The sequence below is a fragment of the Bacillus sp. EU55 genome, from assembly GCF_038005925.1.
Lineage (GTDB): Bacteria > Bacillota > Bacilli > Bacillales > Bacillaceae > Bacillus > Bacillus velezensis.
This window is the reverse complement of the sequence record NZ_JBBOUE010000001.1, coordinates 787,291-800,336: the sequence shown is the minus strand read 5'-3', so window position 1 is coordinate 800,336 and position 13,046 is coordinate 787,291. Positions and strand designations below refer to the sequence as shown.

At 47.2% G+C, this 13,046-nt stretch carries 17 protein-coding genes; 9 read left to right on the top strand and 8 right to left on the bottom strand.

Annotation, left to right across the window (positions count from 1 at the left end; all coding sequences use genetic code 11):
* Positions 1-123: 123 nt before the first annotated feature.
* The 3 genes from NYE50_RS04120 to NYE50_RS04110 are packed head-to-tail and all read left to right on the top strand — an operon-like array spanning position 124 to position 1,088.
* Positions 124-384, top strand: a complete 261-nt coding sequence (locus NYE50_RS04120; protein WP_007408496.1) for a spore germination protein — start codon at positions 124-126, stop codon at positions 382-384.
* A 14-nt stretch (positions 385-398) separates the two neighbouring features.
* On the top strand, positions 399-641 hold the full coding sequence (locus tag NYE50_RS04115; RefSeq protein ID WP_003155595.1) for a spore germination protein: 243 nt from the start codon (positions 399-401) through the stop codon (positions 639-641).
* A gap of 15 nt (positions 642-656) precedes the next feature.
* Entirely contained in the window at positions 657-1,088 is a 432-nt protein-coding gene (locus NYE50_RS04110) for an Hsp20/alpha crystallin family protein (protein WP_017419105.1), read from the top strand.
* A 9-nt stretch (positions 1,089-1,097) separates the two neighbouring features.
* Here NYE50_RS04110 and NYE50_RS04105 read toward each other — a convergent pair whose 3' ends face one another.
* Positions 1,098-1,475 (bottom strand): DnaJ family domain-containing protein, encoded by a 378-nt coding sequence (locus tag NYE50_RS04105; RefSeq protein WP_014417184.1) that lies wholly within the window; start codon positions 1,473-1,475, stop codon positions 1,098-1,100.
* Between the two features lie 245 nt (positions 1,476-1,720).
* Here NYE50_RS04105 and NYE50_RS04100 point away from each other — a divergent pair, with 245 nt between their 5' ends.
* Positions 1,721-3,658, top strand: coding sequence for an LTA synthase family protein (locus NYE50_RS04100; protein WP_224988632.1), 1,938 nt, complete (start codon positions 1,721-1,723; stop codon positions 3,656-3,658).
* Positions 3,659-3,698: 40 nt separating this feature from the next.
* Here the strand turns inward: NYE50_RS04100 and NYE50_RS04095 are convergent, their stop codons facing one another.
* Positions 3,699-4,142 carry a YfmQ family protein gene (locus NYE50_RS04095; protein ID WP_061861961.1) on the bottom strand — a complete coding sequence of 148 codons (444 nt, stop codon included), beginning with the start codon at positions 4,140-4,142 and terminating at the stop codon, positions 3,699-3,701.
* Positions 4,143-4,267: 125 nt separating this feature from the next.
* On the bottom strand, positions 4,268-5,656 hold the full coding sequence (gene nagE, locus NYE50_RS04090) for an N-acetylglucosamine-specific PTS transporter subunit IIBC (protein WP_224988634.1): 1,389 nt from the start codon (positions 5,654-5,656) through the stop codon (positions 4,268-4,270).
* Positions 5,657-5,820: 164 nt separating this feature from the next.
* Here nagE and map point away from each other — a divergent pair, with 164 nt between their 5' ends.
* From map to NYE50_RS04070, 4 genes are all read left to right on the top strand, one after another.
* The gene (gene map / locus NYE50_RS04085; protein WP_014417181.1) at positions 5,821-6,570 is read left to right on the top strand and encodes a type I methionyl aminopeptidase; all 750 of its coding nucleotides are present in this window, start codon (positions 5,821-5,823) and stop codon (positions 6,568-6,570) included.
* 56 nt (positions 6,571-6,626) lie between these two features.
* Positions 6,627-6,938, top strand: a complete 312-nt coding sequence (locus NYE50_RS04080) for a DUF3243 domain-containing protein (protein WP_003155607.1) — start codon at positions 6,627-6,629, stop codon at positions 6,936-6,938.
* A gap of 82 nt (positions 6,939-7,020) precedes the next feature.
* Positions 7,021-7,176: a hypothetical protein gene (locus NYE50_RS04075; protein ID WP_003155608.1), complete on the top strand. Its 156-nt coding sequence runs from the start codon at positions 7,021-7,023 to the stop codon at positions 7,174-7,176.
* A gap of 179 nt (positions 7,177-7,355) precedes the next feature.
* Positions 7,356-7,490 carry a YflJ family protein gene (locus NYE50_RS04070; RefSeq protein WP_003155609.1) on the top strand — a complete coding sequence of 45 codons (135 nt, stop codon included), beginning with the start codon at positions 7,356-7,358 and terminating at the stop codon, positions 7,488-7,490.
* A gap of 40 nt (positions 7,491-7,530) precedes the next feature.
* On the opposite strand, the gene NYE50_RS04065 is transcribed toward NYE50_RS04070, so the two are convergent.
* On the bottom strand, positions 7,531-8,190 hold the full coding sequence (locus NYE50_RS04065) for an MOSC domain-containing protein (protein ID WP_224988637.1): 660 nt from the start codon (positions 8,188-8,190) through the stop codon (positions 7,531-7,533).
* A gap of 67 nt (positions 8,191-8,257) precedes the next feature.
* Between NYE50_RS04065 and NYE50_RS04060 the strand changes: the two genes are divergently transcribed.
* Positions 8,258-8,530 carry an acylphosphatase gene (locus tag NYE50_RS04060; RefSeq protein WP_159353892.1) on the top strand — a complete coding sequence of 91 codons (273 nt, stop codon included), beginning with the start codon at positions 8,258-8,260 and terminating at the stop codon, positions 8,528-8,530.
* Here NYE50_RS04060 and nosA read toward each other — a convergent pair.
* The 4 genes from nosA to NYE50_RS04040 form a co-directional block, all read right to left on the bottom strand.
* Complete coding sequence (nosA, locus tag NYE50_RS04055; protein ID WP_061890486.1) at positions 8,524-9,615, bottom strand: nitric oxide synthase; 1,092 nt, start codon at positions 9,613-9,615, stop codon at positions 8,524-8,526. The genes NYE50_RS04060 and nosA overlap by 7 nt on opposite strands.
* Positions 9,616-9,738: 123 nt before the next feature.
* The gene (locus NYE50_RS04050; RefSeq protein WP_159353891.1) at positions 9,739-10,533 is read right to left on the bottom strand and encodes an MBL fold metallo-hydrolase; all 795 of its coding nucleotides are present in this window, start codon (positions 10,531-10,533) and stop codon (positions 9,739-9,741) included.
* 51 nt (positions 10,534-10,584) lie between these two features.
* A complete protein-coding gene (locus tag NYE50_RS04045; RefSeq protein ID WP_014417175.1) occupies positions 10,585-11,883 on the bottom strand; it encodes a citrate:proton symporter in 1,299 nt (432 codons plus the stop codon).
* Between the two features lie 192 nt (positions 11,884-12,075).
* A complete protein-coding gene (locus tag NYE50_RS04040) occupies positions 12,076-13,038 on the bottom strand; it encodes a tripartite tricarboxylate transporter substrate binding protein (RefSeq protein WP_012117061.1) in 963 nt (320 codons plus the stop codon).
* Positions 13,039-13,046: the final 8 nt, after the last annotated feature.

Below are 13,046 nucleotides of genomic sequence, written 5' to 3'. Positions count from 1 at the left end.
AAAAGCCCCGCCGGAACCGGGCCTTGACTTCTTGTTTTATCGGGAACATGTCCGGGCGGAATTCACAACAGGAGCACAAAAAGCATACAGTACTGTACAACTAAGTTAAAGAGGTGTGAAGAGATGCCATCCACTGTTATCAACCTGTACTATTTGAAGATTAACAGTATTTCTGGCAACGGATCTATTACGATTGGGGAAGCGGCATACAACAGTCCCACCACAAATAACAAATCACAAGGACTGAACTCTTCATTCGGCGATACGTCACCTATAGAATCGATGATGGAGAACTTGTTAAATGATCCTGATGTCAACGACCAGACAGCCATCGGAACCGCAGATACCGCAAATATTACGCCGGTGCCGCCCATTATAGATTAAAGGGGTTTTTATGAATGCCTTACCAAATTAACGTCGTCAATATAAAAGTAAACGGAGCAACGCAAAACGGAAACGTCGATATCGGTCAGACCGTACAAAACAGCCACACCGCCAACAGCAAATTTGTCGGAGCGAACTTTTCTTTAGGGGATTTTTCGCCGGCCGCCGGATGTTTGAATTCGGGCCATCTTGACCCTGACGTGAGCGATCAGGATCAGATCGCCAACCCGTCAATGCCGATCGCAAATCAAATATAGGGAGGTTCTGCCGAAGTGGATATCGAAAAAATGAGAAAGTGGCTTGAGATTACGAACGAGCACAAGCCCAGCGACTTTTGGACCAATGTCCTGAAACGGAAATCTCCCGAAGATTTTTTCTCCTTACAAAAAAACACCCTGACTTATGATATTTATCAGGATGAACAGCACACATTTGTCATTGTGGAAATGCCCGGCGTTTACGAAGAAGAATTGACATTGAGGCTGCTGTCAAGAACACGGCTGCATATAAGAGGAAACATCACACCCCTTTTTCCAAAGAACATGGGCGTCTGCCAAAACCGGTATTACGGGGAAATCGATGAGACGATTGAGCTTCCTGAACCGGCTGAGCCCCGCCTGTTACAGGCGCAGTGCGTAAACGGCCTGCTCCACATTTCCTACCCGCGCCTTATGGAGCACATTCCTTTTCAGAAAAAAATCTAAAGAGCCGGCTTACGGGCGGCCCAGCCGTCTGTACACTTTCTCCTTATAATGAGAAGATGCGGGTTTTGAGAACATGGCTTTCTCCTCCGTCAGTTTATCGAGTCTGACTTGTTTTTCCGTCCGTTTGTTCCGCAGGTGATCCCGCTCCTGTTCATTGCGGCACTTGGAGATCAAATAATCGAGCGTCATCAGCTCTTTCTTCAGCGCGCCCTCATCCTCGGCGATCCCGGCGTTTTTTAATATGCGGTAGCCCATTCTGAGCGATTCCGGAAGATGTGCGGCATCGTCTTTGGGCAGGGGCTTTCCCATTCCTTTGATGCCGGCGAACTCTCCATCCTTAATGGCGCGCTTGATTTTATCTTCAGCCACGATATGGGCAATATCCATCACTGTTCACCTCTTTTTTCAATAGAACCGGGTGTGATCATACGGAAACACAAATCCCAGTTTGTTCCATTTGCGTTTTTTAAAGCTGTCATTCAACAGATCAACCCCCGTTGCGACAGCGTTTTTCGCCCTTTTTCCGATGAGCCTTTTCCACCTTTTCTATTTGCTGGTTTCATGGTATATTGATTACGTTCGTTTTTTCTATCGTTCCGTGTAAACCGTGATCGGAAAAAAGGAGTGTAACAATGAAAACATTTATAAAAGAAAGAGGACTTGCCTTCTTCTTGATAGCGGTCGTGTTATTGTGGGTGAAAACATATGTCGCTTATATTTTAAACTTTAACCTCGGCATAGACAACACGATCCAGAAAATATTGCTTTTTGTGAATCCGCTGAGCTCCAGCTTGTTCTTTCTTGGATTTGGGCTTCTTTTCAAGAAAAAATTACAGCAGACAGCCATTATTGTGATTCATTTTTTATTGTCTTTTTTGCTTTTTGCAAACATCGTCTATTATAGATTCTTTAATGATTTCATTACCATCCCGGTCATGATGCAGGCAAAGACAAACGGCGGCCAGCTCGGAGACAGCGCGTTCTCGTTAATGAGATGGACAGACGCCTTCTACTTCCTGGATACCGTCATTTTGATTATTTTGGCCCTTAAGATGAAAAAACCGGCTGAAAAACCGGCGAAGAAATCATTCAGAATCGTTTTGGCTTCCGCCGTGCTTGTGTTCCTGATCAACCTCGCCGTCGCGGAATCCGATCGTCCTGAGCTTTTGACACGCTCATTTGACCGAAACTATCTGGTGAAATACTTGGGCACGTACAACTTTACGATTTACGATGCCGTGCAGAATGTGAAATCAAACAGCCAGCGCGCGCTTGCCGATTCAAGCGATGTAACGGATGTGGAAAACTATATGAAGGCCAACTATGACGTGCCGAACAACGTCTACTTCGGAAAAGCCGAAGGAAAAAACGTCATCTACGTCTCATTAGAGTCTCTGCAATCCTTTATCATTGACTATAAAATTAACGGCAAGGAAGTGACGCCGTTTTTAAACAAACTGGCGCACGATAATCAAACATTCTACTTTGATAACTTTTTCCACCAAACGGGACAAGGTAAAACATCTGATGCGGAATTTATGATGGAGAACTCTCTGTACCCGCTTTCGCAAGGTTCGGTTTTCGTCAATAAAGCGCAAAACACGCTGCAGTCCGTTCCTGCGATCCTAAAAGGCAAAAAGTACACATCTGCCGCTTTCCACGGAAATACGCAGACTTTCTGGAACCGTAACGAAATGTACAAAGCGGAAGGCATCGATAAGTTTTTCGATTCCGCTTATTATGACATGAGCGAAGAAAACACGAAAAACTACGGCATGAAAGATAAACCGTATTTCAAAGAATCCATGCCGCTCTTAAAGAGCCTGCCGCAGCCGTTCTATACGAAGTTCATTACGCTGTCCAACCACTTCCCGTTCGGAATGGATAAAGAAGACACGGACTTCCCGGCGGGAGACTTTGACGATTCAGTCGTCAATAACTACTTCCAGTCCGCGAACTATCTGGATGAATCAATCGAACAGTTCTTTAATGACCTGAAAAAAGACGGCCTGTACGATAAGTCGATTATCGTGATGTACGGAGACCACTACGGCATCTCCGAAAACCATAATAAAGCGATGGCGAAAGTGCTCGGCAAAGATGAGATCACTGAATACGACAATGCCCAGCTTCAGCGGGTGCCGCTCTTTATCCACGCTCCCGGCGTGAAAGGCGGCCGCAATCATAAATTTGCCGGTGAAGTCGATGTTGCGCCGACCGTTCTTCATCTGCTCGGCGTCGATACGAAAGATTATCTCATGTCAGGTTCAGATATCTTATCGAAAGAGCACAGAGAAGTCATTCCGTTCCGTAACGGAGACTTCATCTCACCGAACTATACGAAAGTGTCCGGCAAGTATTACGATACGAAAACCGGAAGACTTTTAGATGATTCAGAAGTCGACAAAAAAGAAGACTCTCTCGTCAAGACTGAGCTTGAAATGTCTGATAAGATCATCAACGGCGATCTGCTTCGTTTCTATCAGCCGAAAGGCTTTAAGAAAGTGGACCCTTCACAATTCGATTATACGAAGCGTGAAGATTCCTCAGCAGATGATCAAAAAGAATAAACAAAAGCCAGATCATATCAATGATCTGGCTTTTTTATGTTCAGCTCCCGGCGGCGGCCATAGAGCGCTTTTGCAGGCTGTCGGAAAGAACTGAATAAGCGACGACTTTCTTTTTCTGCTGTTTGACGACATCTACATGATCTTCGTAGCTGTATACAAACACCGTCACATCTTTTTTTCCTTTTCTCGTCTTAATGACAAGCGGATCGGCTCCGTTTTGCGGATGAAGATAACGCTCTTCATCCCCTGGGTATATATAATGCCGTTCGATAAACACGGCTTCGTTAAAATCATCAATCACCCGGCGTTTGTCTTCGCCTTCCAGACGTTTTCCGCCGAGGGAAACGGCAGCGGACGCGTCACTGAGCTTTGAATGGGTTTCAAACTTGCGGAGAATCCATTCCACCGCTCCGGTAGGAAGGCATGTCAGCAAAATCTTAATCAGGCTTATGACAACAATTGAAACAACTGCAATCCATGTCACCTTACATCATCTCCTTACTTGTTCTACATGAATCTTAACATAGAAGAAAACGTTGTTTTTTGTACATTATGTGAAACTTGTTATATGTTCAAAAAAATCCGGATCACATAGGTGATCCGGATTTTTCAAGTCTGCTTCTGGTCGTCACGGCTGACGGCTTCTCTCAGCTCTTCCGCGACAAATTCGACGTTCGGCCCGATAATGACCTGCGCCGTTTTATTCCCCGTTTTGATAACCCCTTTTGCTCCCGCTTTTTTAAGCGCCGCCTCATTAATGAGAGACGTATCCTGCACGGTCAGCCTGAGGCGGGTCGCACAGTGATCAATCGTTTCGAGGTTTTGCCTGCCGCCGAGCCCCTTGAGCATGGCATGTTCTTCGACGGAACCGGCCGTATCTTCACTAAGCACTTCTTCTTCTTCCTCTTCCTCATCATCTTCCCGTCCCGGCGTTTTCAAGTTTAACGTTTTGATGAGCATATAGAATACGACAAAATAGATCACCGCATAACAAAGCCCGACAACGAGCAGCAAAAGCGGTTTTTCGGCAATGCCGTAGCTGAGGAGATAATCGATCGCCCCCGCCGAGAATGAAAAACCTGACCTGATTCCGAGAACATTTACGATAAATAAAGAGAACCCGGTTAATATAGCATGAACCCCGTACAAAAGCGGTGATAAAAACATAAATGCAAATTCAATCGGCTCTGTAATTCCGGTAATAAATGCCGTCAGCGCGAGACCGATCATCATTCCGGCCGTCGCTTTGCGCTTACTTGGCTTAGCCGCGGCAATCATTGCCAGACATGCGGCCGGAAGCCCGAACATCATAATCGGGAAGAATCCCGTCATATAAGTTCCCGCCGTCGGATCCTTCGCAAAGAAGCGGGCCAGATCTCCCGTTTTTCCGTGAAAATCGCCAAACTGGAACCAAAAAATATTATTCAGCACATGATGAAGACCGAATGGAATCAAAAGCCGGTTAAAAATCCCGTAAATCCCGGCGCCGATCCCGCCAAGCCCGATCATCCATTCCCCGAAGGATGTAATCACCGACTGAATCGGCGGCCACACAAATCCGAAGATCCCCGCCAAAATAATGGTAATCAGCGCCGTTACAATCGGAACGAGCCTGCGCCCGCTGAAAAATCCGAGATATTCGGGCAGCTTCGTATCCTTAAAGCGATTATACGTGTATCCCGCAATTAACCCCGCGATAATCCCTCCGAAAACGGCCATATTATTTGTCGAATTGATTGATTTTACAGCCGCGTCCAGCATGATATAAGAAATTGCTCCCGACAGAGCGGCGGCCCCGTTGCTGTCTTTGGAAATCCCGATCGCGATTCCGATCGCGAAAATCAGCGGCAGATGATCAAATACCGCGGTCCCCGCCGCGTAAATGAACGGAATATTTAATAAGTCCTCTCTGCCGATGGCCAAAATAATACCAACGGCGGGCAGAACGGCAATCGGAAGCATAAATGATTTTCCGAGTTTTTGCAAAAATTGAAGCATTTTACCCATCCCCCTTCTTTTTTCTTAAATATACCACATAAGTTATCTAGTGATCTATACCAATTTTCCTTCATTTATTCACATAAGGCTTGTTGGTTTTCTATTTATAAACCAGTTGTGGTAAGCTTGAATCAGATGATTAAAAATAGAAAGCGGGAATGACAATGATTGTAACGAACGATCAAGAATTAGAAGGCCTGAAAAAAATCGGCAGAATCGTCGCGCTGGCGCGTGAAGAAATGAAGAAAAAAGCCGAGCCCGGCATGAGCACGAAAGATCTTGACCTGATCGGAAAGGCGGTGCTTGACGAGCACGGAGCCGCTTCCGCTCCGGAGAAGGAATACGATTTCCCGGGCGTGACATGCATCAGCGTAAATGACGAAGTCGCTCACGGCATTCCGAGCGCCTCTAAAATCTTAAAAGCCGGAGATCTTGTAAATATCGATATTTCGGCGGAGTTCGGCGGTTTTTATTCCGATACGGGAATTTCATTTGTGCTCGGAGAAGGCGATGAACGTCTGCAAAAGCTTTGTAACTGCGCAGCATCCGCATTTCAGAAAGGATTGGATCAGGCAAAAGCCGGCAAACGCCAAAATCAGATCGGCAGAGCCGTCTACCATGAAGCCCGCTCCAACGGATTTACCGTCATTAAAACGCTGACGGGCCACGGAATCGGCAGAAACCTCCATGAAGCGCCGAACCACATCATGAATTACTACGATCCGTTTGATAACGCGCTTCTTAAAAACGGAACCGTGATCGCGCTTGAGCCGTTTATTTCCACGAAAGCGGAAACGATTGTTGAAACGGGAGACGGCTGGACGTATAAAACGCCGGATAAAAGCCTTGTCGCCCAAGTGGAACACACCATCGTGATCACAAAAGACAAACCGATTATTTTAACTGCATTGTAATGTTTCATCTCCCTTCCAAACAGGTATACAACAACTAACCCGAAGGAGGGAGACGCATGAAAAAAGATAAAGAAAAAATCAAAATCGAAAACGAAATACACGCCATGCACGGCGTAACGAAACAGCAGATTTTAGAGGATTTCGAGGAATTTAAGGCGTACCTTCATCAGAAAATTTCCGCCGGAAAAAAACTGGGTCTGGATGACAGCAAAATCATCAAAAGCGCCGCCATCCTCGGGGACTATCTCGCCAAACACGAGGAGCCCCGCAATGCGGAAGAAAAACTCTTACAAGAACTGTGGGACATTGCGGATGACAATGAAAAACAGCATTTGGCCCAGCTTCTCGTCAAACTTGCCGGACACTGATACAGTGCCCGGCTTTTTTATGCCCCGTTATAAGAGTTGTGCTACACTGGACTTATGTCTGTGAAAGGAGCCATTTTTCAACATGTGGTTTATTATCTTCGGGTTTATTTTCTTTATTGAAAGCATCATTCTCACCGTTTACGGGGTGAAGAAAAAGAAGGGGATGCTGATTTATTTCGGCGTCGTTTTCGGAATCATGACACTCGGAACGGTGCTGTTAAAATTAACCGGCCATTAAGCATGAAAAGACCGCCCTTTACATATATATGTAAGAAAGCTTTACATCTCTGAATCGAAAGTCTCAGTTTTTGCGTTATCCCTTTTCAGCGTCTTTTTATAGATGTTACAATGCCAAAAGTTTGGCAAAAACTGAAGAAACTCTCCCCAGCGGGAGAACGGAGAAAGGAGTTTTCTGACATGCATTATGGCAGTAAAGGCTGGTATGTAGAAGAGTTAAAGAAAAAAGGAATTACCCACTATGAAGGAAGAAAGCTTCAAAGCTTCAAAAAGTACTTCCTTGCCAATCTGCTGGAAACAAAAAAACAAGCATAACGTAAATCAGCCGTGCTGTCAGTGCAGCACGGCTTTTTTTCTATACATTCCTGAGCCTGTCCCTTTTTTTAAGGAAGGACTCCCTCCAGCTTTCTGACAGCGCTTCTTCCCGCAGTATTTCTTCAATCGCTGACAGATTGCCTGAATCACGGTATTTCACTTCATTCGCATACCAGACGGAAATGCTTTCTTTTCCTCTCGACAGACGCTTGAGGACGGGACGCGAATCGACATATCCTTCTTCAAGCACCCTGAAATAAAAGCCGGTAAATCCCGTCTGCTGTACACGGAGCACCATATCTTTGATGCCATATTTGAGCGCGAGTTTGACGCAGGGCTGGCGCGGCTGGCTTACTTGAACGACGGCTTCCCCCAGCTGAAAGACGTCTCCGATCCACACGTCTTGTTCGGCCAGTCCTTTGACCGTTACATTCTCTCCGAACGCAGCGGCGGGAAGTTTTCTCGCGAGCGTTGTTTCCCAATATGAATAATGCTCGGCGGGATACACGCACACCGCTTTATCGGGGCCTCCGTGATGCTTCAAGTCGGCTTGCCCGTCCCCGTCAAAATGGGTTTTATACAGCATGACGGGAGAATCTGCGGGCCGCTTTATGATGCCGGAATTGATTTGTCTGCCGGCAAATTCATGAATTGCGGGCTTTCCGAGATTGATAGATAAGACAGAATAGTCTTGCGTCACCTCGTTCACATCCTTTGCGAAATCTCATATCTTTCCTTTATCATAGTAAGAAAAAGGTGGTTTTTCCATGCTTCAATATCATATGATGGCAGACGGTCGGGTTCAGGGCGTAGGTTTTCGCTACTTCGTCCAGATGGAAGCCGACAGACATAAGGTAGCCGGCTGGGTAAAAAACCGTGATGACGGCCGGGTGGAAATCCTTGCCGAAGGTCCTGAAGAGTCGTTAAAACAATTTGCCGAAGCAGTCAGAAAAGGCAGCCCCTTCTCAAATGTCACAGGCGTAACCATCGAAGAATCACACCGTCTGAAAGGGTACCGCACTTTTACCATCAGTTACTGATAAGGCTTGTCCTGATAATAATAATTCGGCTTCACAATCGTATTGTCATATGATTTATGGAAAATGTGGGTGGAAGCCGGCGAGATCGGCGGAATCAGCCAAGTCCAGTCGCCCGTCAGCTTTCTGCCCGCGTCTTGTTCCTGTTCTTCAAAGCGTTTAAATTGATTCGCCGCCGTATGGTGATCGACAATGCTGACACCGTGTTTTTTGTATGAATAGAGCACTGCCTTATTCAGTTCCACCAGCACCTGATCTTTCCACAGGTCGGTATTCAGGCTGGCGGAAATCCCCATGACCGCAGCGGCTTTTTTGAGCATATCATACCGTTTTTCGTCTGCAAGGTTCCTTGCGCCGATTTCGGTTCCCATATACCATCCGTTAAAAGGCGCCGCGTTGTACGACAGTCCGCCGATTTCAAGCCTCATATCGGCGATAATCGGAACCCCGTACCATCTGAGATTTAAATCGGCAAACTCTTCAATATCCGGATGGGTGATCGGCACTTCTTTCACGAGCGTCTGAGGCAGGTCATACCAGACCGGCTGCCCGTCCCCTTTCATCCGGAAAAGCAGCGGCAGAATATCAAAATCGGTCCGCTTCCCGCGCCAGCCGAGTTTTTCGCAGACAGCCGTCAGCTCATATGATGCCGGATCACCGACTCTTCCTTTTTCAGTCTCATATCCCGCATAGCGGATGAGCTGGTGATTCCAGATCTCCACTTGTTTCTCCCCATTCTTCTCAGGAGGGAAAATCGTAATTGTCGGTTTAATTTTTCCGCCGTTCGTGGCGATTTCAATATGTTCAAATAATGCGTCGCGCACCTCTTCTTTCGTGTTCACACCGCGCCGGTCAATGACGTTCAGCGATTGCCAGAACAGACGCCCTATACAGCGGTTGCTGTTGCGCCACGCCATTTTCGCCCCGTGTTCAAGCTCTTCCGCCGTATGGACGTAACTTCCCGTCCGCTCTATCTCATCTTTTATCGCGTGTAGACGCGTGTTGATTTGCGATTCCATTCCGAGTTCCTGATAGCAGACATCAATAAAATCCTTCGCCTCATCCCAAAGTATTTCCGTATGTTTCAAAAAACTCTCTCCTTCAATTTACATCTGTTTCCCATTGTATCGTTTTTAGGAGTGAACACAATGGTTTTTTTGTATCATACTGGAAACTGCAAAGAAAAAACACCTGTGAATTTCGCAGGTGTTTTACAAAACGGAATGCAATTTTTCAGCCAGTGTAAGCAAATCCTCACGGTAGTTTTTTCCCGTCATCGGAATTCCGTGACCCGTCAAAAGCGCTTCCGGCTCCAGTTCGGCCAGTTTCTGAACGGATGCGGCCGCCGTCTGCGTATCCGCTGTAAAATAGGCGGGCGGCCCGTGAAGCTCTTGCTTTTGAATGACAACGTCCGCAAGCGATTCCTGTTCAACAGTGATCACGGCATCACCGGCAAGCAGAACGCGGTCTTTATCCCGGAATAATGAAATATGGCCGGGTGTGTGGCCGGGCGTATGCACCCATTTCCATTCTTCAAGAAACGGAACGGTACCGTCTGAAGGCAGTGCCTGAACGGACGGAATACGGATCGTATGGCGCGGAAACAGCGGTGACAGCTTTGCGACAAGCCCTTTTTTCGCATCGGGCCTGGCAGGCGGATAATCCGCTTTCCCCGTGACGTACGGGAGCTCCTTTTCATGAATGTAAACCGGCACATTCCAAAGCTCAAGCAGCTCTTCAATCGCACCGACATGATCAAAATGACCGTGTGTCAAAATGACCGCCTTCAGCTGATACCCCTCTTTGAACCAGCGTTTCATTTCTTCTGTTATCATCTCCGCCGATTGCGGCATTCCCGCGTCAACCAGAATGATTTCCCGCGGAGCTGAGGGATTTTCGATAAAATAAACATTCGCAATCTGCACGGTCAGTCCGTAAACGCCGTCCGCCGCTTTAAAACCGGCACCGCTTCTCACTGAAAAAAGCGGCATAAACGGATCACTCATCATGGCACCTCCTCTGATGCCTTTAGTGTGCGACGAACCGGGTGTTTTATGTTAAAAAATCGTGATTGCGCCGATGATGAGCGCAAAGGCCGTCATGACGATAACGGCAAGAACCGCCCATTTCATCGCAAATTTCTGGTGTTCATCAATGGTGACCCCGGCAAGCCCGACTAATAAATGCGTCGACGGCACGAGCGGGCTTAACATATGAATCGGCTGGCCGATAATCGAAGCGCGGGCGATTTCCACCTTATCTACACCGTACGCCACGGCGGTCTCGGATAAAATGGGCAGCACGCCGTAAAAATAGGCGTCATTAGGCATCAGAAACGTAAAGATACCGCTCGTTAAGGCAACAATCGCCGGAATAAATCCCCCCATCTGTTCCGGAATAAGCGATACGAGGGAAATGGCCATCTCATCAACCATCTTCGTCCCCGTTAAAATTCCGGTAAACACGCCTGCGGCAAAAATCATCGAACCGATCGCAAGCACATTGCTCGAATGGGCTGAAATACGCTCCCTTTGATCGTTAAGCTTCGGATAGTTGACAATCAGCGCAATACAAAACGCAATGATGAACAGCACGGTTAAATTCACTTTTCCTGACACTAAAAATCCCACTAAAGAAAGCGTTAACATTAAATTGAACCACCACAGTTTCGGCCGCTTCCATTCATCTTCCGCAGCCGCAGCCGTTTCATTTGTATGGGACGGCTGCTTTAATTCGATCACCCCGAGCCGTTTCCTTTCCATCCTTCCGAGTACATAAGCGACCACAATCATACACACCATTCCGCTCGCAATGACAGGCAGCATCGGCCCCGTCAGCTCTGCCGGGTCAACGCCGAGCGCACTCGCCGCACGCGGCGTCGCGCCGCCCCATGGTATCGTGTTCATGATACCCATGCCGACACCGGCGATTCCCGCTAAAATAATCGGACGGATTCCGAGCATGATATACAAAGGCAGCATTGCGCTTGTCGTAATCATATACGTCGTCGAGCCGTCTCCGTCCAGTGCGACAAGCATGGTCAAAACGGCTGTTCCGACTACAATTTTGAGCGGATCGCCTTTAACCAGCTTTAAAATACGCGACACCATCGGATCAAATAAACCGGTATCAATCATAATGCCGAAATAAAGAATCGCAAACATAATCATGACTGCGATCGGCGCCACCTGTTCAATACCGGAAATCATCATCTCGCCGACCCGGTTAAAAGAAAACCCGGCAAACAGCGCAAACACGATCGGCGTTAATACGAGCGCCGTTAACACTGAAAGCCGTTTTGTCATAATCAGCACCATAAAAACAAGCATCATAAGAAAGCCTAAGATTGCTAACACAGTATGTCCCCCTTATCATGAATACGCTTACATTTTAAAGGCCCGATCCCCTTTATCCGCCTTTTTGCTATCTTATGAGAATTGGATATTGAAGTAAATATTTTGGATTTTAAAGATTTTTAATTTTTTATAACCTTTTCGTTCATTTTGTTCATTTATAAATAAAAAGCCTCCCGCAAATATGCGGAAGGCTTATTTTTCGCTGCTCATCATCTCTTTATAAAACTCGGTCTGCTCTTCTAAAAAGCGTTTTGCGCCGCTGCTGTTTTTATAAAAGCTCTCCCAATCCCGTTTTTTCAGCATTTGCTTCCACTCCGCGGATGAGGTAATCTGTTTCAAAGCCTGATCCCAATAGGCGATCTCGCCTTCGGTCATGTCTTTCGGCCCCATGATGCCTCTCCAGTGCGCAAAGACAAACGGCACCCCCTGCTCTTTCCATGTCGGCACATCGCTGAAGCCGGAGAGCCTTTTGTCCGACGTAACGGCCGCCAATGTGATTTTCCCTTTCCGATAGGCGTCTCTCGCTTCTGAAATGGTCATTGAGGCGGCGTCTATCTCGTGGCTGATAAGAGCTTCAATGACTTCATTGCTGCTCCCGTATTGAAAAAAGCGGATATCAAACGGAGAAATTCCGGCCATTTCCGCCGCTCTCGCAAAGGAGAGCTGGTCATCATTTCCGAGGCCGGGCGCAAATCCGATTTTTATGCCGCCCGGATGTGCTTTAATATCGCCGAGCAGCCGCTTTCCGCTTTTTATCTTTGAATCCTTCGGAAGAGCGACGGTCTGCCACTCTTTTGCGATAATGGCCAAAGGCGTAAAATCAGCTGCCTTCAGCCGGCTTTGTCCCAAAATTTCATTGCTTAACAGCAGGCTTGAATTCATACTGATGACATCCGTTTTTCGTTCGTTTACATATTTCCAGCCGCTGTCTCCGCCTCCGCCGGGTTTATAGACGATCTTTACGGGCCGGCCTAATATTTGCTTCCGCTCTATTACCGATTGCAACGCTTTTGCCGTTACGTCCCAGCCCCCTTGAGGCGCCGCCGGGACGACAATTTCAACCGGCCCTTCAGCTGAACGGATGCCCGCCATCTGCCGTCCGTCAAAAGAAACCAGCGCCGCCAGCATGACAAGAAGCACTCCCAACCGCTTCATTTCTCCCA